Annotated in this window: 24 protein-coding genes; 12 read left to right on the top strand and 12 right to left on the bottom strand. The window is 69.1% G+C overall.

What is annotated here, in order from left to right; genetic code table 11:
* Nucleotides 1-8: 8 nt before the first annotated feature.
* The 6 genes from C8K38_RS12520 to C8K38_RS12545 all read right to left on the bottom strand — a co-directional run bounded on the left by C8K38_RS12520 (nucleotide 9) and on the right by C8K38_RS12545 (nucleotide 6,377).
* Entirely contained in the window at nucleotides 9-878 is an 870-nt protein-coding gene (locus tag C8K38_RS12520) for a citryl-CoA lyase (RefSeq protein ID WP_097211767.1), read from the bottom strand.
* Nucleotides 875-2,125 (bottom strand): CaiB/BaiF CoA transferase family protein, encoded by a 1,251-nt coding sequence (locus tag C8K38_RS12525; protein ID WP_257017472.1) that lies wholly within the window; start codon nucleotides 2,123-2,125, stop codon nucleotides 875-877. Before C8K38_RS12525 ends, C8K38_RS12520 begins: the two co-directional genes overlap by 4 nt.
* Entirely contained in the window at nucleotides 2,122-2,895 is a 774-nt protein-coding gene (locus C8K38_RS12530; RefSeq protein ID WP_097211768.1) for an IclR family transcriptional regulator, read from the bottom strand. Before C8K38_RS12530 ends, C8K38_RS12525 begins: the two co-directional genes overlap by 4 nt.
* A 180-nt stretch (nucleotides 2,896-3,075) precedes the next feature.
* The gene (locus C8K38_RS12535) at nucleotides 3,076-4,359 is read right to left on the bottom strand and encodes an RNA polymerase sigma factor (protein ID WP_097211769.1); all 1,284 of its coding nucleotides are present in this window, start codon (nucleotides 4,357-4,359) and stop codon (nucleotides 3,076-3,078) included.
* Nucleotides 4,360-4,377: 18 nt separating this feature from the next.
* Nucleotides 4,378-4,797 carry a YciI family protein gene (locus C8K38_RS12540; RefSeq protein WP_097211770.1) on the bottom strand — a complete coding sequence of 140 codons (420 nt, stop codon included), beginning with the start codon at nucleotides 4,795-4,797 and terminating at the stop codon, nucleotides 4,378-4,380.
* A 131-nt stretch (nucleotides 4,798-4,928) separates the two neighbouring features.
* Complete coding sequence (locus tag C8K38_RS12545; RefSeq protein ID WP_257017473.1) at nucleotides 4,929-6,377, bottom strand: MFS transporter; 1,449 nt, start codon at nucleotides 6,375-6,377, stop codon at nucleotides 4,929-4,931.
* Between the two features lie 136 nt (nucleotides 6,378-6,513).
* Between C8K38_RS12545 and C8K38_RS12550 the strand changes: the two genes are divergently transcribed.
* The gene (locus C8K38_RS12550) at nucleotides 6,514-7,113 is read left to right on the top strand and encodes a helix-turn-helix domain-containing protein (RefSeq protein WP_097211822.1); all 600 of its coding nucleotides are present in this window, start codon (nucleotides 6,514-6,516) and stop codon (nucleotides 7,111-7,113) included.
* A gap of 4 nt (nucleotides 7,114-7,117) precedes the next feature.
* On the opposite strand, the gene C8K38_RS12555 is transcribed toward C8K38_RS12550, so the two are convergent.
* The gene (locus tag C8K38_RS12555; RefSeq protein ID WP_097211823.1) at nucleotides 7,118-7,687 is read right to left on the bottom strand and encodes a TetR/AcrR family transcriptional regulator; all 570 of its coding nucleotides are present in this window, start codon (nucleotides 7,685-7,687) and stop codon (nucleotides 7,118-7,120) included.
* 221 nt (nucleotides 7,688-7,908) lie between these two features.
* Here C8K38_RS12555 and C8K38_RS12560 point away from each other — a divergent pair, with 221 nt between their 5' ends.
* Nucleotides 7,909-9,408 (top strand): LVIVD repeat-containing protein, encoded by a 1,500-nt coding sequence (locus C8K38_RS12560; RefSeq protein ID WP_245222156.1) that lies wholly within the window; start codon nucleotides 7,909-7,911, stop codon nucleotides 9,406-9,408.
* Complete coding sequence (locus C8K38_RS12565; RefSeq protein ID WP_097211773.1) at nucleotides 9,405-10,079, top strand: DUF305 domain-containing protein; 675 nt, start codon at nucleotides 9,405-9,407, stop codon at nucleotides 10,077-10,079. The genes C8K38_RS12560 and C8K38_RS12565 overlap by 4 nt, the downstream gene beginning before the upstream one ends.
* Before the next feature lie 15 nt (nucleotides 10,080-10,094).
* Here the strand turns inward: C8K38_RS12565 and C8K38_RS12570 are convergent, their stop codons facing one another.
* Both C8K38_RS12570 and C8K38_RS12575 read right to left on the bottom strand, forming a co-directional pair.
* Nucleotides 10,095-10,730 carry a TetR/AcrR family transcriptional regulator gene (locus C8K38_RS12570; protein WP_097211774.1) on the bottom strand — a complete coding sequence of 212 codons (636 nt, stop codon included), beginning with the start codon at nucleotides 10,728-10,730 and terminating at the stop codon, nucleotides 10,095-10,097.
* Between the two features lie 107 nt (nucleotides 10,731-10,837).
* Nucleotides 10,838-12,553, bottom strand: a complete 1,716-nt coding sequence (locus tag C8K38_RS12575) for a hypothetical protein (protein ID WP_097211775.1) — start codon at nucleotides 12,551-12,553, stop codon at nucleotides 10,838-10,840.
* 354 nt (nucleotides 12,554-12,907) lie between these two features.
* Between C8K38_RS12575 and rsgA the strand changes: the two genes are divergently transcribed.
* Nucleotides 12,908-13,930, top strand: coding sequence for a ribosome small subunit-dependent GTPase A (gene rsgA / locus C8K38_RS12580; protein ID WP_097211776.1), 1,023 nt, complete (start codon nucleotides 12,908-12,910; stop codon nucleotides 13,928-13,930).
* Between the two features lie 61 nt (nucleotides 13,931-13,991).
* Here rsgA and C8K38_RS12585 read toward each other — a convergent pair whose 3' ends face one another.
* Entirely contained in the window at nucleotides 13,992-14,801 is an 810-nt protein-coding gene (locus C8K38_RS12585) for an alpha/beta fold hydrolase (protein ID WP_097211777.1), read from the bottom strand.
* Between the two features lie 367 nt (nucleotides 14,802-15,168).
* Entirely contained in the window at nucleotides 15,169-15,789 is a 621-nt protein-coding gene (locus C8K38_RS12590; protein ID WP_097211778.1) for a TetR/AcrR family transcriptional regulator, read from the bottom strand.
* A 125-nt stretch (nucleotides 15,790-15,914) separates the two neighbouring features.
* Between C8K38_RS12590 and C8K38_RS12595 the strand changes: the two genes are divergently transcribed.
* The 3 genes from C8K38_RS12595 (at nucleotide 15,915) to C8K38_RS12605 (ending at nucleotide 19,280) form a co-directional block, all read left to right on the top strand.
* Nucleotides 15,915-17,096, top strand: a complete 1,182-nt coding sequence (locus C8K38_RS12595) for a phosphotransferase family protein (protein WP_097211779.1) — start codon at nucleotides 15,915-15,917, stop codon at nucleotides 17,094-17,096.
* A complete protein-coding gene (locus tag C8K38_RS12600; RefSeq protein ID WP_097211780.1) occupies nucleotides 17,093-18,247 on the top strand; it encodes a hypothetical protein in 1,155 nt (384 codons plus the stop codon). Before C8K38_RS12595 ends, C8K38_RS12600 begins: the two co-directional genes overlap by 4 nt.
* 85 nt (nucleotides 18,248-18,332) lie before the next feature.
* On the top strand, nucleotides 18,333-19,280 hold the full coding sequence (locus C8K38_RS12605; protein WP_097211781.1) for a tyrosine-protein phosphatase: 948 nt from the start codon (nucleotides 18,333-18,335) through the stop codon (nucleotides 19,278-19,280).
* A gap of 109 nt (nucleotides 19,281-19,389) precedes the next feature.
* Here the strand turns inward: C8K38_RS12605 and C8K38_RS12610 are convergent, their stop codons facing one another.
* Nucleotides 19,390-20,022 (bottom strand): TetR/AcrR family transcriptional regulator, encoded by a 633-nt coding sequence (locus C8K38_RS12610; protein ID WP_097211782.1) that lies wholly within the window; start codon nucleotides 20,020-20,022, stop codon nucleotides 19,390-19,392.
* A gap of 47 nt (nucleotides 20,023-20,069) precedes the next feature.
* Between C8K38_RS12610 and C8K38_RS12615 the strand changes: the two genes are divergently transcribed.
* The 5 genes from C8K38_RS12615 to C8K38_RS12635 form a co-directional block, all read left to right on the top strand.
* Complete coding sequence (locus C8K38_RS12615; RefSeq protein ID WP_097211824.1) at nucleotides 20,070-21,500, top strand: amidase; 1,431 nt, start codon at nucleotides 20,070-20,072, stop codon at nucleotides 21,498-21,500.
* A gap of 26 nt (nucleotides 21,501-21,526) precedes the next feature.
* The gene (locus tag C8K38_RS12620; protein ID WP_097211783.1) at nucleotides 21,527-22,051 is read left to right on the top strand and encodes a hypothetical protein; all 525 of its coding nucleotides are present in this window, start codon (nucleotides 21,527-21,529) and stop codon (nucleotides 22,049-22,051) included.
* An 80-nt stretch (nucleotides 22,052-22,131) separates the two neighbouring features.
* Nucleotides 22,132-22,587: a group II truncated hemoglobin gene (locus C8K38_RS12625; protein ID WP_097211784.1), complete on the top strand. Its 456-nt coding sequence runs from the start codon at nucleotides 22,132-22,134 to the stop codon at nucleotides 22,585-22,587.
* A 115-nt stretch (nucleotides 22,588-22,702) separates the two neighbouring features.
* On the top strand, nucleotides 22,703-23,062 hold the full coding sequence (locus C8K38_RS12630) for a Rieske 2Fe-2S domain-containing protein (protein WP_097211785.1): 360 nt from the start codon (nucleotides 22,703-22,705) through the stop codon (nucleotides 23,060-23,062).
* Nucleotides 23,063-23,230: 168 nt separating this feature from the next.
* A partial coding sequence (locus C8K38_RS12635; RefSeq protein ID WP_143548453.1) for a (Fe-S)-binding protein occupies nucleotides 23,231-24,525 on the top strand: 1,295 nt, incomplete at its 3' end.

Consider the following 24,525-nt stretch of genomic DNA (forward strand, 5'->3'; position numbering starts at 1 on the left):
CACCCAGGCTAGCCAGCGGGGTGCTCGGCATTCTCGCCGAGGGGCACCGCCCGTTCACCAGGCCCGACATAGGCGGCGAGCAGCGGCGGCGGCAGCGGCCCCTTGATGCGGCGACCGCCCTCGCGCTCTTCCCAGGAGTGCGCGAGGATCCCGACCGATCGGGACAGGATGAACAGGCCGCGGGCCAGCTCCGGCGCGAACCCGAGCTCCGCGTAGATGACCGCGGTGGCGCCGTCGATGTTCATCGGCACCGGGCGGTCATGACGTTGCGCGAGTTGCCGTTCGATCTCCTCGGCGACGACGAGATGCTCCCCGGAGACCGTGCCGAGCTCGACATGACGCCGCACCGCGGCGAGCAGGGGGTCACGCCTGGGGTCTCGTGGGTGGAAGCGGTGCCCGAAACCGGGCACGTAGCGGCGGTCGGACGCGAACTCGTCGAGGGAACGCCGCACCGCCTGCCCCAGGCCCGCACCTTCGAGGGTGGCTCGGCGGATACCACCGAGGACCTCCACGCATTGCTGCCCGGCGCCGCCGTGGTCGTCGCCGAGCAGGCCCACTCCCGTGGAGATGGCGCCGTGCAGGCCGACCCCGCAGGTCGCGGCCATGCGGGCCGCAGCGATCGACGGCGCCTGCGGACCATGGTCGACCGCGGACACCAGCGCCTTCTCCAGCAGCGACGCCTGCGCACGCGTCGGTAGGTCGCCGCGCACCATGAGCCAGATCATCTCGACGAATCCGATCCCGTCGATGAGCTGCTCGATGGGGTACCCACGCAGACGGATGACGCCCGGCTCGATGTCGCTGATCGCGGTGGACCACCAGTCGACGACATCACGGGTGCCGGTGCGGGACAGCGCGTCATCGCGCGCGGCGCTCATATCGCGTGATCCTCACGGAGACGGACGATCTCGGACCGACCGTAGCCGATCTCGGCAAGGATCTCGTCGGTGTGCTCGCCCAGCCTCGGCGCCGGAGAGGAGGGTGACACCGGATGTCCGTCGACATGTGTGGGAAGCCCGAGGACCTGCAGGGTGCCGCCGCAGGCAGCAGGCGACTCGACGGTCGCAACCAGGCCGCGACGGGCGACCTGCTCCGAACACAGGGCCTGGGGTACCGACACCACCGGGGCTGCGGGGACTCCGGCGCCCAGGAAGATCTCGTCCCATTCCGCGGCCGACTTGGCCTTGAGCGATGTCTCGAGCTCCTCGCGCAGCACGTCCCTGTTGAGCTTGCGGTCCTCGCGGGTGGCGAAGCGCGGATCGTCGACAAGCTCGAGACGGTCGAGGATTCGGCACAGGATCTCGAACTGTTCCTGCTTGTTCGCGGCGATGTTGAGGGCTCCGTCGGCGGTGCGGAAGGTGCCGGACGGCGCCGAGGTGATGTTCTCGTTACCCATCGGAGTCGGTTCGCGGCCTGCGATGAGGTGATCGGAGACCACCCATCCCATCGAGGTGAGGGCGGCGTCGAGCATCGAGGTGTCGAGGTAGGCGCCCTGCCCGGTGCGCTGTTGACGCACCAGCGCCGAGGACACGGCGAAGGCCGCGGCGAGCCCACCGAAGCTGTCGCACACCGGGTACCCGACCCGCAGTGGCGCGGTGTCGCGAGTGCCGGTGACCGACATGATCCCGGACAGCCCCTGGACGACCTGGTCGTAGGCGGGCCTGGTCCGCATGGGTCCGTCGGCGCCGAATCCGGAGACGGCGCAGTACACAAGACGGGGATTGATGGAACGTAACCGGCCCCAACCGAATCCGAGTCGTTCGAGCACACCGGGTCGGAAGTTCTCGATCAGGACGTCCGCTCGCGTCACCAGCCTCTCGAACACCTCCTTGCCGCCTGCGGTCTTGAGGTTGACCGTGACAGAACGCTTTCCGGAGTTCTGCGCCAGGAAGGAGGTCCCGAGACGCTCGCTGCTCAGCTCGGCGCTGTCGCCGAGCTGGCGGGCGAGATCACCGGTCCCTGGTGTCTCGATCTTGATGACGTCGGCGCCCATGAGCGCGAGTTGATAACCGGCGAACGGGCCTGCGAGGACGTTCGTCATGTCCAGGACGCGGATGCCCGCGAGCAGTCCGACGCTCGCGTCCGAGCCCCCGCCGTCGATGTCGTGTTCGTGCTCTTCGTTCACAGGAACGCCTCCACACTTCCCAGACCGATGCTGCTGATCTCCGCCGCGGACTCGGTGACCGCGTCGACATAGCGCCCCACCCGATCGGCGGTGAATCGGGAGGTGGGACCACCGATGGACAGCGCCGCCAGCACGCGTCCGTCGGCAGACAGGATGGGCGCCGCGACGGCCGAGGCGCCCAGTTCACGCTCGCCGTGGGTCACCGCGTATCCGGCCTGTCTGATGCCGAGCACTTCGCGGCGAAGCGAGTCGAGATCGCGGTCCGGGCGCCCGACGAGGTGACGCAGGACCGACTCGGACGCTCCGCCGAGGAGGACCTTCGCGGCAGCCCCTGACTCGAGGGGGTACGGGACGCCGGTCTTCACCACGCTGCGCACGGTTGCGGTTCCCTCGACCTGCGCGATCGAGACCCGGCTGAGGTCCCGGCGGATGTATACGTTGACCGTTTCACCGCACATGTCGACGAGACGGGTCATGACGCGCCGCGCGTCCGCACCGACTTCCCACAGCGACCCCGCGAGATCGACCCAGCGCAGGAAACCCGCGCCCAGGCTGCAGCTGGAGTCGCCTAGATCGACGATCAGACCGAGTCCGTCCAGGGTGGCCAAGACCCGCACCGCGGTGGTCTTCGGCAGGCCGGTCAGCGCCACGATCTCGCGCAGCGTGCGGCGCGGATGATCGAGGTCGAACAACCGGAGCACGTCGACCGCCCGGGCGATGCTGCGCACCCCGCCGTCCACTTTGTCCGCCGCCAGTCCCGCTTCGGCCATCACCTCACAGTAGACCGCTAGCCGGTTTCACAGAACCATTGTGCGGTTCTAAATTGTCGTCACCGCGGGTCGCGATCGGTCACTCGGTGACGGGTGCGCTCGCTCCGGGAGGCTGTAGCTCTCGCTCTTACGAGTAAATCACGACAATCCGGCCAACCCGGACACGTGGAGGCCGAGCCGTCAGCCGAGGCCGGCGAGCTTGCGTTCGAGCACCGCCCGCTCGCGCGCATTGCCGCACAACCGAACTGCGAGCTGGAGCTCGGTGCGTGCCTCCTCGGCGCGTCCCAGTCTGGTGAGCAGCTCGCCTCGAACGGTCGGCAGCAGGTGCGAGGTCGACAGCGCCCCGGCCGCTGCCAACTCGTCAACGATCGGCAGCGCCGCGGCGGGGCCCTGGGCCATCGAGACAGCCACCGCGCGGTTGAGCTCGACCACCGGCGACGGAGAGAGCCTGCCCAGCGCCTCGTAGATGAGCACGATGCGCTCCCAGTCCGTCGCGTCGACCGATGCTGCGACGGAATGACATTCGGCGATCGCCGCCTGCAGACCGTAGGCGCCCAGTCCCCTGCCGACCCGCTCCGCCCTCGCCAGGGCGGCGCGTCCCCGACGGATCGCGGCGCGGTCCCAGCGGCGGCGGTCCTGGTCTTCGAGCAGCACCGGCTCGCCGTCTGACCCGGTGCGGGCGGGAAAGCGTGCCGCGGTCAGCTCGAGCAGCGCCAGCAGGCCCTGGGCCTCCGGCTCGTTCGGCACCAGCCTGGCCAACACCCGCGCGAGCCGCTGCGCCTCGCTCGCGAGGTCGAAACGGATCAGGTCGCCACCGAAGGTGGCCGAGGACCCCTCGGTGAAGATCAGGTAGACCACGCTGAGCACCGAGCCGAGCCGCTCGGCGCGCTCCTGCGCCGACGGCACCTCGAACGGCACCCGAGCCGCCCCGAGGGTCTTCTTCGCCCTGGTGATCCGGGCCTGAACGGTCGCGGTGGGGACGAGGAACGCGCTGGCGATCTCGTCGCTGGTCAGGCCGCCGACCACCCGCAGGGTGAGCGCCACCCTCGCCTCCCGCGACAGCACGGGGTGGCAGGAGATGAACATCAGCGCGAGCACGTCGTCGTCGATCTGGTCCGGATCCCACAGCACGTCCTCGGCGTCCCGGGTCGGGTCGACCGGTGCGCTCCCCGAGACGGCGCCGCCCTCGCCCAGGTCCTTGGCAAGGGCGGCGTACCTGACGTCGAGGGCGGAGCGCCTGCGGAATGCGTCGATCGCGCGGCGACGGCCGACGGTGAGCAGCCACCCTGCGGGGTTGCGGGGTTCGCCGTCGCGCGGCCAGGTCACGAGCGCCTCGGCCAGCGCCTCCTGGGCGAGATCCTCGGCCAGCGCGAAGTCGCCGGTGTACCGCGCGAGCGCGCCGACGATCCGCGCGGACTCGATCCGCCAGACGGCGGCGACGGCCTCACGCCCGGTGTGATCCACCCTCGCCCGCCGATCCGCTCAGAGCTGGCCGGTGGCCTCGCGCCACGCCCGCTCCTTCTTGATCCACTCGTTGTCCTGCGGGAACTCGTCGATCGTAGGGACCCTGCGGATCTCGGTCTTGAAGCCGGGGCCGGTGATCGGCGACCGCTTCGCCCACTCGATGGCCTCCTCCTTCGACGCCACGTTGAGGAGGTAGAAGCCGCCGAACAGCTCCTTGGTCTCGCCGTACGGACCATCGCTGACCACGGGCTGCTCCGAGGAGTGGTCGACGACCACACCCTCGGCGGCATCGTCGAGCCCCTCCGCGGCGAGCAGCACCCCGGCCCTGATCATCTCGTCGTTGTACTTGCCGACGGTCTCGAGCATCTCGTTGAAGTCGGTGTTCATCATTCCCGCGAAGGCCTCGTCGGTGGCTCGCATGATCAGCATGTACTTCATCGTTGTCTCCCTCGGTGGTCCGGGTCCCTCTCGGACCCTCTCATCCATAGGTCGAACGGGGAAGGACGTGGATCGACACCGCCACGAACTTTTTTTCGCGGCGATCCGAGTTCGGGCCGGCGCAGGGTCGGTCAGCTCGACTTCCCTGCCGTCGGCGACACCCGGGCGACGAGGAGCACCAGCAGTCCGCAGCAGGCCACGAGGATCCAGCCGGGCCGGGAGGCATGAGCGAGATCCGCGGGGGCGGCGGTGGCGATGACGCCGCCCGCGAGGGCAACGCCGAGGGCGGCGCCGAATTGGCGTGCAGTCGAGGTGAGCCCACCCGCAACCCCCGAACGGTCGGCGGGCAGGCCGTTGACCGCGGTGTTGGTGATGGGGGCGTTCGAGAATCCGAACCCGATGCCGAGCAGCAGATAGGCCAACAGCAACACCAGGATGCTGGTGTCTTGGTCCAGGGACACCAGGCAGAGGCCACCGAGGGTGGTGAAGGTACCGGCGATCAGCAGCGGGCGCCGAGCGCCTACGCGTCCGACGAGGATCCCGGACAGCGGCGCGCAGGCCGTGGCGCCAAGGGCCATCGGCAGAGTGACGGCGCCCGCGGCGAAGGCGCTCATCCCCCGCGCATCCTGCAGGTAGAGCGTGCCGAGCAGCAAGGTCGCGTTCAACGCCACGAACACCACGACGGCGCCGACAACGGCTGCGGTGAACGGCTTTCGCCGGAACAGTCCGAGATCCATGAGGGGTTCGCGCCGCCGGGACTCGGTCCACACGAAACCTGCGGTGGCGGCGGCGACCACCGCGTATCCGATCAGCGCGACGGGGGAGACCCATCCGATTCGCGGGCCCTCGATGAGCATCGCCACCGTGCCGCCGACCATGACGATGAGCAGCAGCTGACCGGGCACGTCGAGCCTTCTTGGCCGCTGGCCCCTCGACTCCGGGACGAAGAACGCGGTCAACAGCAGGACGGCCACGACCACCGGCACGTTGATCCAGAACACCGATCGCCAGCCGAGGCTCTCGACCAGCGCGCCACCGGTCACGGGACCCGCGGCCATGCTGACGCCGAAGACCGCCGCCCACACACCGATCGCCCTGGCCCGCTCCCTGGGATCGGTGATCACATTGACCACGATCGCCAACGCGACCGGGCTGAGCATCGACCCGCCGACGCCCTGCACGACCCGTGCCCCGATCAGGAGACCGATGGACGGCGCCAAGGCACACGCGGCGGACGCGACGCCGAATACGAGCAGCCCGAGCTGGAAGACCCGTCGTCGCCCTACCCGATCGGCCACCGCCCCGGAGGAGATCAGCAGGCTCGCCAGGACCAGTGTGTAGGCGTTGACCGTCCACTCGAGGCCGGATGTGCCGACGTTCAGGTCCTGTCCGATCGCAGGCAGGGCCACGTTGACCATCGTCGTGTCCAGCCCGACCACGAACAGGCTCAGGCAACAGATGGCGAGCACCACCCAGCCCCTCCTGCCGCTGCTGCCCCCGGGGTCGACCGGTCCCGTCGAGGGGTCCTGCCGCGGATGCGGTGGCAGGTTCGTGGTGCTGATTCCAGGCTGAGGTCGCACGATCAGTTCCTCCGGTCGGTTCGTCCGGACCGCGCGCGGATCCCCCGCTGCGCCGATCCCCATTCGTCGGGGGGATCGTCGCAGTCGATCCCTCGAACCCGGTAGGAAATTTGCGAGGACTGCAAAGATGGGCGGCATGGACACCGAGCTGGAGCAGATGCTCGCCGACGTCGGACCGCGACTGCGCTCGCTCCGCCGCGATCGCGGCATGACCCTCGAGACGCTCTCCGCCGCGACCGGCATCTCCGTCAGTGCGCTGTCACGGCTCGAGTCGGGCAAGCGACGCCCGACCCTGGATCTTCTTGTTCCCCTTGGCCGGGTGCATCGGGTGGCGCTCGACCAGCTCGTCGGGGCTCCGGCCACCGGCGATCCGCGCGTCCACCTCACACCGCGGCGACGCCGCAACGGCAGCGTCGTCATCTCGCTGACCAACTACCCGGGCCGGGTTCAGGTCTTCAAGCAGGTGATCGGGCCGTGCACACCAAAGCTGGTCACCCATGCCGGGTACGAGTGGCTGTATGTCCTCGCGGGTGACCTGCGCCTGATCCTCGGCGAGCGCGAGGTGCTGTTGCGTCCCGGGGAGGTCGCCGAGTTCGACACCAGCGAGCCGCACTGGTTCGGCCCGGCTGGCTATCAGGCGGTCGAGATCCTCCACCTGTTCGGGCCGCAGGGCGAGCGGGCCCACGTGCGCGCACGGCCGAAAGAACATGCGGCCCAAGATCATCAGGATTGCTGAGGATCTACCGGATCGGTTTGGCCCCCAGCCCGCGCCGCAACAACCGCCACGCCCGGTCGGCCGTGTCACGGCGGGAGTCCTCGTCGCTCTGGAGCAGGATGGGCGCGAACATCGCCAGCGCCAACACCACGTCTGCCGCCTCCACCTCAGGCGCGATGGCGCCGGCCCGGCGAGCACCCTCGACCTTCCCGACCAGCAGGTCGGTGAACCGCACACTGACCTCGACGAGCCGGGGGTCCTCCAGTCCGGCAGGGATGAGCATCGCGACGAATGCCGTTGAGGCGGTGATCTGCTCGACGATGAACTCGAGGACCTCGTCGAGCGTCGATTCCGGCCGGGCTGCCAGTTCCTCGATCTCGGCGATGTTGTCCTCGAACACCGCCAGGATGATGCTCTCCCGGTTCGGGAAATGGCGGTAGAGGCTGCCCTGGCCGACCCCGGCGGCGCGCGCGATCAGGCTCAGCGGCGCGTCGACGCCGTTCTCGGCGAACACCCGTCGCGCCGCATCGACCAGCGCCGCACGGTTTCCCGCCGCGGCCTTGGGGCCTCGATTGACTCGGTGCGATGTGTTCACGCCGACCACCCTACGGAGGTGAACATTTCGGACATCGGCCGCCGCGAGCAGTGCACTGAACGGTGATTCGAAGCTTGACTCGACGACCGGTGTGACGCACACTACAGAACCATCCGGACAACGGTGTCCGGTTAGAGGGGAAACAAAGCGTGAACTCCAGGAATGTGGTGCGTGCCGGCCGAGCTGCCACTCTCGCCGCTGCCGCGGCACTGTTGCTGCCCATGGTCAGCGGCGCCGCCGCACCCCAGTCGGACGCGCCCGGCAAGGTGCTCGAGGAGCACGCCGTCGCCACCAACACGGCAGCGCTCGCGGACTGCGGCCCGGGTTCACTGCCGGAAACCGGACTGCAGGGCGACGTCCCCGCCGCCGAGCGCGACAACGGCCGCAGCACTCAGGGATACCGCTGCAACGCCTCCGCACTCGGTGGATTCGCGGGGCGTGGGGCAGGCATCGTCTCGGCCTCCTACGACCACTGCGCCTACCTGGGCACGATCTTCCCCGGCGACCTGCTCGGCCCCTCTCCCGGCGTACAGGTCCTGGACGTGTCCGACCCGGCCCACCCCGTCCCCACCGCGAACCTGACCGAACCCGCCATGCTCGCGGGCACCTGGGAGAGCCTGAAGGTCAACGAGAAGCGCAAGCTCCTGGTCGGCACCGGCGTCCCCGCGCTCACCGGCAACGGCCTGCTCTCGGTGTACGACATCTCCGATTGCGCCCACCCGCGCCTGCTGAACCCCGGCCCGGGCACCAACCTGCAGATGCCGCTGCCCATCACCTCCCACGAAGGCGGCTTCTCCCCCGACGGCAACACCTACTGGTCTTCGGGAATCGCCCCGAGTGTGGTCAGCGCCGTCGACCTCACCGACCCGGCCAACCCACACGTCATCTGGCAGGGCCTGATCGGCCAGTCCGCCCACGGGTTCGGCATGACCCCCGACGGCAACCGGATGTACCTGTCGGACAACGGCGGTGGCATCACGGTTCTCGACACCAGCGCGGTGCAACGCCGCGATCCCAATCCCCAGGTCCCCCAGCTCGCTCAGCTGACCTGGACCGATGGCATGGCGACGCAGCACAGCGTCCCGGTCACCTACGACGGCACGCCCTACCTGTTCACCCCAAACGAGGGCGGTTCCGGCGGGGTGAAGCTGATCGACGTCTCCGACGACGCCAACCCCCGGATCGTCAATACGATCAAGCTCGAGATCAACCTCCCGGAGAACCAGGACTCGGCCATCGGGTCCGCTTCCGGCGGTTCGGCATTCGGCTATGAGTCGCACTACTGCGCGGCGGACCGGCCGACCAACCCGACCGCCCTCGCCTGCGGCTGGAGCTCCTCGGGAATCCGGGTGTTCGATGTCAGTGACCCCTTCGACGTGCGGGAGATCGCCTACTACAACCCGCCCGCGATGAAGGGCCGCAACCTCGAACGCTGGAACTCTCCGCACGCGCTGGCGTCGGTCCTGGGAATCCCGGCGCTCAGCATCTCGGCCGCGATGCAGGCCAAGGAGCAGGGCAAGTTCAACATGGACGAGGCGCTCACCTCGCGCACCGGGATGATCGCGGGCGGCGACCTGACCACCGACTGGTGCTTCTCGCCGCCGCAGTGGCGCGGCACCCAGCTCTGGGTCACCTGCTCCGACAACGGATTCATGGCCCTGCAACTCGACAACGACGTCTATGACCCGCCCGCAAACCAGAAGTCCACGCTCGGATCATGACGAAGGCAACCTGCATTCGGGTCGCCGCGCTCGGGGCGGCGGCGCTACTCTTCCTCGCTCTGGGCGCGGCGCTCCGCCCACTCGTCATCGACGAACCACAGGTCTCCACAACGGTGTTGAACGACACCGAGATCGGCTTCATCCAGGATATGGCGGGGCATCACCAGCAGGCGCTGATGATGGTCCAGCGGCTGGACCCCGGGATCGATCCGGGCGTCGCGCGCCTCGCCCAGCAGATCGGTGACGCCCAGCGCATCGAGGTCGGCACTCTGATGGGCTGGCTCCGACTCGCGGGCGTCACCGCCGCCAACCCCGCGCCGATGGCCTGGATGGGCGCCGACCACGAAACCGGCGGCGCCCATACGCATCGCGCCACAGTCCCGCCCGCGGACCCGCCGGCGGACCAACCGGCGGCGCTCATGCCCGGCATGGCCACCACCGCCGAGCTCGATGCCCTCGCCACCGCCCGCGGCCGCGACGCCGAAACGCTGTTCCTGCAACTGATGCAACGCCACCACCTCGGCGGGATCGCCATGGCCCAGGCCGCAGACCATCTGCTCGACGAAGGCCCGGTCAAGCAAACCGCGCGCAGCATGATTCTGGAACAGGGCTCGGAGACCGGGCTGATGACGGCCCTGCTCGATCAGCGGGGTGCCCAACCCCTCGGATAGGCGAGCCGACCGCCGCTACTGGACGGCGTCGGGGTCCGAGCCGGAGCCGACCACGTCTCCATCGTCGAACCCGGCCGCCCAGTACCGACCCCGCAGGGACAGGTTCAGGAGCATCTCGGTGACCTCCTCGGGCGTGAGGGGTGGTGGGTCGAGGTCGAGCCACCACTGCAGCACGCCGACCACTTCCCCTACCCATGCCCGCGACAGCACCGTGAGATCCATGCGCGGGGTGACGCCGAGTGCCGTGGCCCTGGCCCCGAACATCTCCGCCGCTGCCGCGCTGCAGTCGTCGACGAACCGCCGCAATGCACGGCCGTCCCCCTCGCCCCGCAGGATCATTCGATAGATGTCGCGTTCCTCGGCTGCGTGCCGAAAGATCTCGAGTACCGGCCTTCCGGTGAACCCCACCGACGATTCTGGGGTCAGCGAGCGAAGGCGCTCCTGCAGATCATCGATCAGGCCGGTGACCACCTGTGCGAGCAGGGCGTCCTTGTCCGGGAAGTGGGTGTAGAAGGTGGCCCTGCCGAGGTCTGCTCGCTCGGTGATGTCCTCGACCGTGACGGCCGAGTACCCACGTTCCAGGGTCAATGACACCAGCGCGTCCCGTAGGAGTCCGCGACTCCTACGAACCCGACGATCTTCGCTTGCCACGCGATACTCCCTGGGTTGCCTGAGGTCGGAGCTGGACAGAGTACCCACTACCGTACAGAGCGTCGGTGCCGTCCCTACCCTGCTGACCACCGGGTTCACCCCGGGTTCTACCGGGATCGCCGCGGGATGCGGTGGACGAGGAAGGGATCGAGAGTGTCGATCGCCTCCTCTGGCTGGGTGCGGTGATTCCAGCGGAACATCGAGATGGTGATCGCTTCCGGGGTGAAATCGATCAGGGTGAACCCGTTCTCCTCGAGCGGTTGGACGATCTCCTGCGCAGTGAGGGTGGTCGAAGGTATCGGCGGTGTTCCCCGGAACGACGAGGGAAAGCCCGGGGTGCTGCTACCGGGCGTGCCCACGCACAGGCTCACAACGGGGTTTGCGGACAGATCGTGGTCACGGGTCCGGGAGATCGTGCCCAGCGCCGAGCAGTGCAGATCCCCGCTGACCCACAACGGAATTCGGTCCCGGCGCTCGGAGGTGGCGACGACGAGGCGGTCGTGCTGGTCGTGCCAGCCGCTGGGCCAGAACGGCTTGTCCAGGTCGGCCGAGAGTTCGCCGTCCTTGCCGAGCAGGTCCGGGTACCACTCGGCGAATTTCCCTGCGCCCCAGAGAATCGGCGAGCTGGGGATGTGCGCGATGTGGGACGCCGTGGTGCTGCGCGTGCGTTTGATCAGCCACTGCTCGATCGGCTTCGGTACCAGGCGGGCCTCGGGGTGGCCGTCGCGGCCCGGATTGTTGTTGTAGTCGGGCTGCGCCGGGTCGCGAGTGTTGTTCATCAGACCCTTGGCATTGTAGATCCAGCCCTCGAACAGATCGCCGTAGCGCAGCACTCCGAAGTCCGGTGACCGGCCGTCGGCGTTCGCGTATTCGGACGGCATGTCGTATCCCGCAAAGAGTTCCGGGTAGTAGAAGTCCTGCGTCGCGCGGGCGGTGTCGAAGGCGAACCGATCGGGCGGGAAGGTCCGCGCTGCATCGGTCGCCTCGTCGTTGTCGAGGTAGTCGTGGTCGTCGCGCACGAAATAGACGGGGGTGGAGCGCCACTCGACCCCGTACAGGTCGGCGATCTGCGGACCGAAATCCCGCTTGAGGATCTGCTCGTTCGCGGTGCCCTTGACCGGCTGATTGCGGTCGAAGTACCCGCCGCCGATCACCGCGGCCTGTGGCGAACGCCCCTGGGCGATGCTGCTCGGGATGGAGCGGGTGTCCCAGTAGATGTGGTCACCGTTGGCGTGCATGGCGTCCGGAGCAAAGGACCGCATGCGATCAAGCAGGCGACGCTTGACCCGAAGAGGCTGGAACTGCGGGACGAGCGGCGGGAACCCACCCGCGTTCGGGCCGAGGAACTCCTCCGGACCACCCGCGCAGGTGATGCACGCCAGACGGAAGCTCGACGCCCGACTGTCCGGCGCGGGAAAGGTCCGCAAGGGCCACGTCGAGGTCACCGCGGCGCCGGCGGAGTCCACGATCCGCAGCGTGTACTCGTGGTCGGCGGACAAGCCGCGAGCATCGAATTCGAAGCACTCGCCCATGGTGTCGGTCATCCGCCCGGGGACACGGAGGTCGTCGACCAACAACACCGGCTCGGCCTGCTGCGGACCGCGGAACGACACCTTCACCACGAACCGCTCATGGGTCGCCGACGGCAGGATGTGCCGGACACTGCCCGCCTCGAACCCCTCCACACCGGCCGCACCACCGCCGGGCACGCCCGCTTGCGCGCTCGCCGGGGCCGTGACCAGCGCCGCTGCCGCGGCTGCTGCCACCCCACCCGTCCGGGCGAGGAACGCCCGCCTGTTCCAGGACCCACCCTGCTGCTTCACGATCAATCTCTCTTTCCGCCGGCGAACATCCACTGATTCCGTCGCTCAGGCCTCTCCCGACGACTCCAAGACCATTAATAGACATGGTGTACAGCATTGGACATAGTGCCCTAGACCTAGGAAAGCAGCAAGGGTTGGCCGGCGAGGCTTCGAGTGGCCGGAAATTCGGTTGCGGCACGACCTCCTCCTCCTGCAACATCGGTGGGTCCGATCCGACAGTCGACTTCAGGGAGGGGAACCGCATGGCCGCATGGCCGTTCGGCGCCGCGTGCGCCGTCTCGCTCCCCTGCCCTCCCGCCTGACCGAGGCCCCACGTGACGTGACCCGGTCGGCGCCCTCGTCGAAGGATCACCCATGTTCACTCCCCATCACCTCGTCCGCTTCGGCTGGAACGAGGCGGTCTCCCACGCCTTCAGCACCCTCGACCTCGACCTCTACGAACCGGGTCGCGTCGTCCGCGTCGACCGCGGCGAATGCGACGTCGTCACCGCATCCGGGCAAATCCGTGCGCGCACCGGCGCCCAGTCGGTCTGCACCGGCGACTGGGTCACTGTCGGCGGCTCGGTCGTCGAGGACGTCCTGCCCCGACACAGCGCGATCGTGCGCGCCTCGGCGTCGATCCGCTCCGAGAGTCAGGTGCTCGCCGCCAACGTGGACACCGTGGTCATCGCGGCCGCGCTCGACACCGATGTCGACCTCGGCCGCATCGAACGCTTCCTCGCCCTCGCCTGGGAGAGCGGGGCGACGCCCGTGGTCGCGTTGACGAAAGCCGATGCGGCCCTGGATGTCTCCCGCGCCCTCGCGGATGTCGCGGCGATCGCGCCCGGCGCCACGGTGCTCGCGGTCAGCGCCAGGACCGGGGACGGCCTCGATGTTCTGATCGCGGCGGTCGACGGCACCGTCGCGCTCGTCGGGCAGTCCGGCGCGGGCAAGTCGACGCTGGCGAACGCGCTCCTCGGCGAGGACCTGTTCGCGACAGGCGAGGTCCGGCACGGCGATCACAAGGGCCGCCACGTCACCGCGCACCGTGAGCTGGTGCCGCTGCCGGGCGGCGGCACCCTCATCGACACCCCGGGGCTTCGTGGCGTCGGGCTGTGGGACGCGGCCGACGGAATCGGCCGGGCGTTCAGCGAGATCGACGCCCTCGCCGAGCAGTGCCGGTTCGGCGACTGCAACCACGACGCCGAACCGGGTTGCGCGGTACGCGACGCCGTCGAGCGCGAGGAGCTGCCGCAGCGCCGGCTCGACAGCTACCGCAAGCTGCAACGCGAGAACGAGTGGATGGCCGCGCGGACCGACGCACGCCTGCAGGCCGAGCGGACACGCCAGGTCAAGGTGCAGTCACGCTGGCTCAAGGAGCGTTACCGCAACCGGTAGATCGGCGCGGCCATGGGCCGTCGAGCGGGTGGCGGACGCCTGTTCGACGGCCCGCGCCCGCCTAGGTGGCGTCGGCGGCCGCGACGATCGTGTCGGCCACCACCCGTGGTTGGGAGACCAGCGCGACGTGCGAGGCCTGGACCTCGCTGGTGTGTGCGCCGATCCGGTTGGCCATGAAGCGCTGCGAGGCGGGCGGGATGACCGTGTCGCCCGCGGAGACCAGGTACCAGCTCGGTATGGCCGACCAGGAGGTCGGGCCGGACGGTTCGAGGTTGGCCCACAGCGCGATCGAGCGCTGGTGCGCCAGCATGGTTGCGGCCGTCGCGTCACTGACGTCGGGCGCGAAGACTCGATGGAAGGCGTCGGCGGCGATGTAGCCGTCGAGGTTCTTCCCACCGATCGCCTGGGCGTCGTCGACGACCTTCACCTGCAACGCAGGCGGGAGCAGCTGGCTGCCGGGGAATCGGATCGGGTCGAGGGCCAGCATCACCGGCTCGCCCTGCGCCGGCGCAAAGGCCGCGATATAGACCAGGGCCTTCACGTTCGGGTTCTGGGCGTTGGTGATGACGGCGCCACCGTACGAATGCCCGACGAGGACGACCGGGCCGGAGATCCCGGCCAGGGTCTTCTCGATCGCGGCGGAGTCGTAGCCGGGTCCGCGCAGCGGATTGTCGGGCACGACGACGGTGTAGCCGCGCCCCCGCAGGTCGGCAGCGACGCCATCCCAACTGGTGGTGTCGGCGAAGGCGCCATGCACCAGCACGATCGTCGGACGCGGCGCGGCGGACGCCGGCACCACGCCCGCCACGATCGTGGTCGCGAGCATGGCCAGCACCAACAGAACGGCTCGGGCGAATCGGGTGAATCTCATCGTGCCCCCTTCGACGAAGGTACCTGCGCTCGCACGAGTCGGGAGATCACGAGAGTCGTGGTGTCGCACCGCCGTTGGAGGTTGCGATATTCTTCGTCGCCGAGCTTTCTCGACGGCGATACGGTGAGGCCGGTGGCCGCGCAGGCGTTGCTGATCGGGACGTCGACGCCGCCGAGCCGGACCAGCGACCAGGGCGCACTTTCCCGCGAGGTTCATTCTTCACCATCCCGCCGGGAGAATCCGAGGTTCCGTCCGGCGGACCGCCCCGGATGCCGCCCCTACCGCGCACATCTTCTGGCATGGACGCACACTCGTTGCGGCGCCAGAACGGGTGCGACCCTGTCAACCGGTGTGCGCCCGGACGCGCCTACTGCCCGGGGGGAAGGATGCCGCGCAGGACGATGTCGGCCAGCGATTCGGCGAGCGGCCCGGGATCGTCGACGTCGCGGACGGACAGCGCGAAGATGGCCGCGCCGGCCATGATGTCGAGGAGGGTGTCCGCGTCGACCCCGTCGCGGATCTCGCCCCTTTCCCTCGCCGCCTCGAGCCGACGCTTCAGCACCACCCGCACCCCGGCGAGCTGTCGCACCACCAGGACCTCACGCAACTCGCCGTTTGTCCGCACCTCGCTCATCAGTCCGGGGGCCGCGGCCCGGGTGGCCGGGGATGCGAAGAGGGCGACCGCGCCCTGAACCAGCGCGCGAATCTGGTCCGCGATCGTGCCCTCGGTGCCGAGCTCGGTGAGGTCGGCGCCCTCCTCCGCGTCCAGCACCGGATAGATCGCCTCGTTGACGATGTGGGCCTTCGACGGCCAGCGCCGGTAGATCGCCGGCCGCCCGACGCCCGCGAGGGTGGCGATGGCGTCGATCGAGGTCCCCGCGTAACCCTTCTCCACCAGCAGCTGCCTGGTGGCCTCCAGCACCGCCGCGTCGATCGCCGGGTTTCGTTGCGGTCCGAGCCGGTGCTTGGCCTCGGGTTCCTTCGGCATTTTCTGCAAACCCCTTGCGTCCTCGTGTGATGGCCGTTACATTCTGTCACGACTTTAGTCGATACAAAGTGTATCGGCTAACGCCACGTGCGCATCGGCGCCACCCGAACCACGAGGAGTGGTGAATGACTTCTGACACTGTCGGCGTAGATCCCGATTACGCCGAGCTCGCCCGCCCCGGCGAATCCCGCACCGACCCCGCCGTGATGCGCAACAGCCTCGGACGCTGGCTCGCGACCGTGCTGGAACCCGGCACGGAACCCGAGGTGACCTCGGTCGACGTCCCGGCCGCGAACGGCATGTCCAACGAGACCGTGCTGTTCGACGCGACCTGGAACGAGGACGGACGCCGGACCGAGCACCGCCTGGTCGCCCGCATCGCCCCGCGCGCCAGCGCGACCCCGATCTTCCCGTCCTACGACCTGGACCAGCAGTTCCAGGTCATGCGCGCCGTCGCCGCGCACACCTCGGTGCCGATCCCCCGGGTGTACTGGTCCGAGAGCTCGCCCGACGCGCTCGGCGGCGAGTTCTTCGTGATGGAGCGGCTCGACGGGGAGGTCCCGCCCGACGTCATGCCCTACACGTTCGGATCCTGGCTGTCCGAAGCCTCGGCCGCGGACCGGTCCCGGCTCCAGCAGGCCTCGGTCCGGGTGCTCGGCGAACTGCACGCCATGACCGAGCCGCACCGGGCCTGCCCGAATCTGGCCCCCGGCGGCGCCGAACCGACCGGCGCGGAAGCGCTGCGCGCGCACGTCGAGGAGCAGCAGCGCTACTACGAGTGGGTGATCGCCGACGGCCCACGGTCCCCGCTGATCGAGCGGGGCTTCGACTGGATCGAGGCGAACCTGCCCGCCGACGCCGGTCCGGCGGTGCTCTGTTGGGGCGACTCCCGGATCGGCAACATGATGTACCGGGACTTCGAGCCGGCGGCCGTGCTCGACTGGGAGATGGCCGCGCTCGGACCACGGGAGCTCGATCTCGGCTGGATGATCTTCCAGCACAGGTTCTTCGAGGATCTCGCCGCGATGGCCGGCCTCCCCGGGATGCCCGATTTCCTGCGCCGCGACGAGGTGTCGGACACCTACCTGCAGCTGACCGGTCATCGGCCTGCGGACCTGGATTTCTACACGCTCTACGCCGCGCTGCGCCACGCCGTGATCATGTTCCGCGTGCAGAGCCGCGCCGTGGCATTCGGCCAGGCCGAGCTGCCGGCGAACCCGGACGAGATGATCCTGCACCGAGCAACGCTCGAGGCCATGCTCGACGGCACGTACTGGGCATCGATCGCATCCGGAGGCATCGAATGACGCTGTCCCCGCTCGACGACTACCCGGTGCACCAGATCGCCGAGACGATCCGGCACGTCGGCACCTCCGATCGGAACTTCTACGACCGCTACTACTTCAACTGCCATGCCGGCGTCGATGGCGACAGCGAGCCGCTGTTCCTCATCATCGGACTCGGCCAGTACCCCAATCTCGGTGTGTGCGACGGGTTTGCGGTGCTGCGGCGCGGCGACGACCACATCGTCTTCCGGGCGTCCCGCGCACTGGGCGACGATCGCATGGACCTGTCCGTCGGGCCGCTGCGGATCGAGATCCTCGAGGGCCTGCACCGCCTGCGGGTGGTGCTGGACCCGAGCCCCGAGGCACCCGACCTGAGCTTCGATCTCACCTTCGAGTCCGACGGGCCCGCCAACCTCGAGGCCCGACACTTCCACCGCCAGCTCGAACGGGTCACCTTCGACACCCAGCGGTTCGTGCAGACCGGCGCGTGGTCCGGCTCCCTCACGGTCGACGGCGAGGTCATGCCCGTCACCGCGGACACCTGGCGCGGCAACCGTGACCGCTCCTGGGGCGTCCGGCCGGTCGGCGAGGCGGAACCGCCTGGGCGCAAGGCGGATCCGGCGCTCGCGGGGAGCCAGAACTTCTTCTGGATCTACTCGATCATGCAGTTCGGCGACTACAGCATCGTCACGGTCATCCAGGAGGACCAGCAGGGTCGCCGCATCGTCGAGGATGCGACCCGGGTCTGGTCGGACCACAGCCGGGAACCGGAGTGGCTGGGCCGACCCGACCACGAGCTGACCTTCACCCCGGGCACCCGCGAGGTCGCCGCCGCAACCCTGCACTTCCGACGCCCGGGCGCGCCCGACCGGGTCCTCTCGGTCGCGTGTGAACCGGTGCTGCCGAACTACATCGGCGTCGGCACCGGCTACGGCCTCGAGCAGGACTGGCGCCACGGGATGTGGCAGGGCGAGTTGGTGGTCCAGGGACTGCGGGAGAAGGTCCCGGACATCGAGCCCTGGAAGAAGATGCTGTGCCCGGTCGACAACCTCGCCCGGTTCACCGTCACCGAGGACGGCGTCTCCCGCACCGGGGAGGGCCTGTTCGAGGTCGCCGTCATCGGACCCCACCAGCGTTACGGGTTCACCGGGGTCGGTGACGTCGCGCCCTGATCGGCCCGGCCCTCGCCAGGGCTCGACCGCCGACCGGAATCCCTTCGGTCGGTTCGCTCCACACAGACAGAAGAGGCTCCATCACATGTCCACACGATCCCGAACACTGTCCACCCGCACCGCGAGGGCCGCCGCCTTACTGGTCGCAGGCGGTCTCCTGTTCACCGCGCCCGCCACAGCTGGCGCCTTCGATCTGAGCTCCATCGACACCGGGTCGCTCGGCGGGTCACTCGACCTCGGTTCGAGCAACCCCGTCCTCGCCCCGACGCCGAAGCTGGCCTCCGTCTCCAACTTCCGCGACGTCGCGGGCAACGACGGCGGCGGGTACGCCACCGCGGACGGCAAGCACCTCAAGCGCGGCGTCGTCTACCGTGCCAACGCACTCACCGCGACCAGCGACGCCGACAAGCAGACCCTCGCCACCCTCGGCCTTGCCGACGTCTACGACCTGCGCGGCGCCAACGAGATCAGCAACCCGCTCATCGGCGGCCAGGACAAGCTCCCGGACGGCGTCGCGTACAAGAACATCCCGGTCGAGTTCGCTGACCTGATCCAGCTTGCCCAGACCATCCAATCGCCCGAACAGGCCAGGCAGTTCATGATGGACGCCAACCGCAGCTTCGTCACCGATCCTCAGCGCCGGGCCGGCTTCACGCAGGTGCTCTCGGACATCGCCGCCGGCGACGGCGTCCAGCTCTTCCACTGCACCTCGGGCAAGGACCGGACCGGCTGGACCACCATGCTGCTGCACTCGATCGCCGGCGTCCCCGCCGCCACCACCATGAGCGACTACCTGCTGAGCAACACCTACCTCCAGGCGACCAACGAGAAGACCCTCGCCCAGATCACGGCCGCCCTCGGCCCGCAGGTCGCCACCAACCTGACCCCGACCCTCGGCGTCGACGCGACCTACCTGGAGGCCGGTCTCGCCCAGATCACCGCCGACTACGGCAGCGTGAGCAACTACCTCACCCAGGGTCTCGGACTGAGCCAGGACACCATCGCCGCGCTGAAGGCGAAGCTCGTCGCCTAGCCCTGCCTGACCCTTCCCTGCCGACGACCCCGGGTGCCCGCACGGGCACCCGGGGTCGTGGCGTGAAGCCCGGCGATATCGCGGAACTCGAGGCTCGGCGTCGTCGCGGTCACGGGCGGGCCTCGGCGGCGGCTGCGACGGCGACACCGTCGAGGATCAGCGCCACCCCGGCGGCGAAGCGGCGGTCGTAGTCGTGGTGATCGGCGTAGACCGAGACCGCCCGGCGCTCGGCGGGGACGGTGCCGAAGTCCCCGCGGCTGAGCCGGATGGCGACGTGCCCGGTCACGAAGTCGTGCAGCGTGGCGTAGGCATACGTGGCCTTTTCGTCTCCCAACCCGGCCTCGCGGAAGGCGCGGACCACGCGATGCGCGGTGTCGTCGGCGCCCGGCGCCTCCAGCGCGGCCTGCCGGTGCGCCTCGAGGACCAGCGGGTGCCGCATGAGCAGGTCGTGCAGGGTGTCGGCGAAGGTCCGCGCGACCGCTCGCCACTCCCCGGGCCACTCGATGCCGGCGACGGCCTCGCCCACCAGGGTGGACACCAGGTCGCGGCGCAGCGCGTCGATGCCACCCGTGGTGCGGTGCACGGCCATCGGCGAGATCCCGAGCCGGTCCGCGAGCACGCGGAAGGACACGGCATCGAGCCCCCCGTCGTTGGCGATCTGGGTCGCGGCCTCGAGGATCTCGCTGTGGCTCACAGCTTTTCGGCGTCCCACCCTTGCGGTGTCCCCGGATTCGGCTACCATGCATTCCACCATAACGATACGCGTAACGGAATGACAAGGTGGCCGCCGTGACAGATCTGCACCAGCTCTCCGCCGTCGAACTCGCCGAGGCGATCGCCCGTCGGCAGCTCTCCGTTCCCGAGGTGACGCGCCACTTCCTCGATCGGGCGACCACGCAGGACGATGTCGGCGCCTTCACCACGGTGGCGACCGAGCACGCGCTCGAACTCGCCGATCACGCCCAGGCCCGGCTCGACGCCGGTGAGGAGGGCCTGCCCCGGCTCTTCGGCGTCCCCACCGCGATCAAGGACCTCGAAACCACTCGCGGGATCCGAACGACGTTCGGCTCGGCCATCTTCCGCGATTTCGTCCCCGAGGTCGACGACGAGATCGTCGAGGCGATCCGCGACGGCGGGCTCGTCGACATCGGCAAGACCACCGTCCCGGAGTTCGGCGCCGCCTGTTACACCGAACCGGACGTGGCCCCGCCCGCGCGCGGCCCGTTCGATCCCGCCCGCAGCGCCGCCGGGAGCAGCGGCGGCGCCGCGGCCGCCGTCGGCGCGGGCCTCGTCCCGATCGCACAGGGCAGCGACACCGCGGGCTCCCTGCGGTCACCGGCCAGCGCGTGCGGCGTGGTCGGACTGAAGCCGAGCCGGGGACTGCTCACCATGGGGTACGCCGGGCACGACGGTTTCGGCTTCGCCAGCAAGGGCCCGATCGCCCGGACGGTGCGCGATACCGCCGCGCTGCTGGACGTGCTCGCGACCCGCCCCGGCGCCGGGACCCTGCATCCTCCGCGCCCGGACTCCTTCGAGGACGCCGTCGTACGCGGCGCCGACGGATCGTCGCGGAGGCTGACCGTCGCGCTGGCCCAGGGATCGGTGTCGCGGGGTCCCGTGGACCCGGAGGTGTCGGCTGCCGTCGCGCGGGTGGGCGCCGTCCTGGAGTCGCTGGGGCACACCGTGGTCGAGCGTCCGCAGGCCGTCGACACGGCGTTCTCGGACGCGTTCATCACGATGTTCTCGTCCCTGGCCGGCACCAAGCCCATCCCGCAGGAGTACGAGCACCTGCTGCGGCCCATCGTGCGGCACCTGCGGATTCGGGCCAGGGAGACGTCGTCGGGCGACCTCGCGGCCGCGATCGGGCTGGTGCAGGCGTGGTCGCGGCGCTGGAGCCTCGACCACGAGGACGTGGACCTGGTGATCACGCCGACCGTCACCCTGCCGCCCGTCGCCGTCGGCGAACTGCGCAACGACGCCGATCCGGCCACCGAGCTCGCGGACATGGTGGCCTTCACCGGCAACACCATCGTCGCGAACGCGACGGGCTTCCCGTCCGTCAGCCTGCCGCTGGGCTGGACCGACGAGGGGGTCCCGCTCGGCGTGATGATCTCGGCGAAGTGGGGCGCCGACGCGGACCTGCTGACGGCCGCGGCGATGCTGGAGGCGGCCATGCCGTGGCACAGCCGCTACCGTTTCGACAGGAGCTCGGTCTCATAGTCCGCCGCCGCCAGGAGGCCCCAGTCATGGATCCGATCGATCTCGACAGTCTCTTCGAGCCCTGGAACCGGACCCTGGGCGAGGACCGCACCGCCTACCGCAATCACGTCGAGCGCGTGCTGCGCCTCAGCACGACGCTCGCGGGCGGCGAACTTCCCGATCCGGTCGCGTTCCGCGTCGCGGCGGTCCATCACGACCTGGGCATCTGGAGCGACGGGACCTTCGACTACCTGGACCCCTCGACGACGCGCGCCGTCGAGTGGCTGCGCGAACACGGCCACGCCGACAAGACGGATCTGGTCACCGCGCTGATTCAGCAGCATCACAAGGTGACCGCTGCCGGGGCCGCGCGGGACGCCGTGGAGATCTTCCGCCGGGCCGACTGGATCGACGTCTCACTGGGCCTGCGCAACTTCGGCCTGCCACGCGGGCACTACCGCGAACTGCTGCGGGAGTTCCCGGACGCCGGCTTCCATCGCCGATTGCTCGAGTTGGGCGGCAGGCGGGCACTCACCAGGCCGTGGAGTCCGCTGCCGATGTTTCGCTGGTGACGCGGCGACCTATCCGAAGCGGATCACTCGCAATTCTGTAATCATGTAATCAAGCGTCTCGTCCCTCACCGAGGAGTGCCATGACAGCGGACAGGAACACCACCGAATCCCTATTCGAGCACGTCGGCGGCAGGGAAGGACTGCACCGCCTCGTCGCGACCTGGTATCCGCGAGTCCTCGCCGACCCGCTCCTGCACCCGCTGTTCGGCGCGGGCAGCCCCAGCCACATCGACCACCTGACAGATTTCCTCGCCGAGGTGTTCGGCGGTCCCACCGTCTACACCGACCAGTTGGGCGGATTCCCCGCGCTGTTAGAGGCGCACCGCGGCAAGCAGATCAGCGAGGAGCAGCGCCAACGGTTCGTCGACCTGTTCCTCACCGCCGCGGACGACGCCGGGCTGCCCTCCGACACGAAATTCCGCACCGCATTGCTCGACTACCTCCGCTTCGGCACCGAAGTGGCCGTACAGAATTCGCATGCGACCGGCGACGTCGACCTGCATCCCTGCCAGGAAGTGCCCCGCTGGGACTGGTGAGCCGACGTCGACTCGACGCCGATCCTCGCGCGTTCCCGCCCAGCGGATCGACCCGTTGACGCCCGGCCTGCGGATTGACACGGTTGCGCCTCCGAGCAATACGAAGGGACGCACCATGACCGCTGTCGAGACCGGGTGGCACTGCCTCGGACCGGCCGAGGACTACCGCGACGGCAGGCCGCACCCCATCGAGGCGTTCGGCACCAAGCTCGTCGCGTTCGCCGACCGCCGGGGCGAGATCCGGATCCTCGACGCCCGCTGCCCGTACATGGGCGGAGACCTGAGTTACGGCTCCGTCGTGGGCGACACGCTCGACTGCCCGATCCACCGCTGGCGCTGGGACGGCAACGGCGAGGCCGCAGGCGGATCCCCCCACCCGACGCCCACCCGCGCCTGGCCGACCCTCGAGCGGGACCACCTGTTGTTCGTATGGCACGACCCGGAGGACGGCCCCGCCCCATCGAACCCACGGTAAGCCGCAAGTTCATCCCACGGACAGCGGCCTCGCGGACCCAGGCGTTTGGAGTCTCGGTTCGCACTGTGTGGTAAGAATCGATTGGAAGCATCACAAGTTACCGATGGGTAACTTGCCGGGGGTGGGGACCGGTGGCGAGTTTCGACACCGGACCGGGAGGGACGCGACATGAACACTGTGACCGTGACTCTGGGCGTGATCGGCGTCCTCTTGAGCCTGCCGTGTTGGGCATCGTTCTTCGGCGGCGGGTCGACGATGGTCCGGACGGTCCGACTCGGCCAGCCGGCGCCGGATCGTTGGCGCCCCTTCTTCCCGCGCTTCAAGCAGATGATCGTCGAGTTCGCCGCGCACACCCGAATGGTGAAATTCCGGACGGTGGGCTGGGCGCATTGGCTCGTGATGATCGGCTTCCTACTGGGAATGTTCGTCGCGATGGAGGCGTACATCCAGACGTTCGACCCGGCGAGCGGGTGGCCAATCGTAAGCAGTTGGCCTATCTATCATTTCGTCGACGAGCTTCTCGGGATCATCACTGTTGTCGGCGTCCTGACATTGATTCTGATTCGCCAGCTCAACCATCCCCGCGTCCCGGCGCGACTATCCCGTTTCGGCGGATCAAACTTCCGCGCAGCCTATTTCGTCGAGGCCGTCGTCCTGATCGAGGGCGTAGGCATGATCATGGTGAAGGCCGGTCGCATCGCGATGACCGGTCACGCGGACCCGTGGACCGATTTCTTCACGATGCATGTCGCCGAACTGCTGCCCGCCAGTCCGAACATGGTGTCCGCGTTCGCTTTTGTGAAGTTGATGTCAGCGATGGTCTGGCTGTACGTGGTCGGTCGCAACATCACCTGGGGTGTCGCCTGGCACCGCTTCTCCGCGTTCCCGAACATCTACTTCAAGCGTGAGGACGACGGCGGCGTCGCCCTCGGTGCCGCGAAGCCGATGATGTCCAAGGGCAAGGCCCTGACCATGGACAACGTCGACCCCGACACCGACACCCTCGGCGCCGGCCAGATCGAGGACTTCTCCTGGAAGGGCTGGCTCGACTTCACCACCTGCACCGAGTGCGGCCGCTGCCAGAGCCAGTGCCCCGCCTGGAACACCGGCAAGCCGCTGTCGCCGAAGCTGCTGATCATGTCGCTGCGAGACCACGGCTACGCGAAGGCGCCCTACCTGTTGGCCGGTGGCCGTAAAGGCCCTGGGGGCAACGGGTCAGCCGGCGACGAGATCGGCCTGGTCGACGCCGACGGCAACGTCAACGAGGCCGCGCTCGCCGCAATCCCGGCGGCCGCCCGCACCGAGGCCGGCCGCAAGCTGATCGGCGAAACCGTCGAGGGTGAACTGGCTCCGGTCATCGACCTCGAGACCCTGTGGTCGTGCACCAACTGCGGCGCCTGCGTCGAGCAGTGCCCCGTCGACATCGAACACGTCGACCACATCATCGACATGCGCCGCTACCA

Source organism: Rhodococcus sp. OK611, assembly GCF_003050885.1.
Classification (GTDB): Bacteria; Actinomycetota; Actinomycetes; order Mycobacteriales; family Mycobacteriaceae; genus Rhodococcus_G; species Rhodococcus_G oryzae.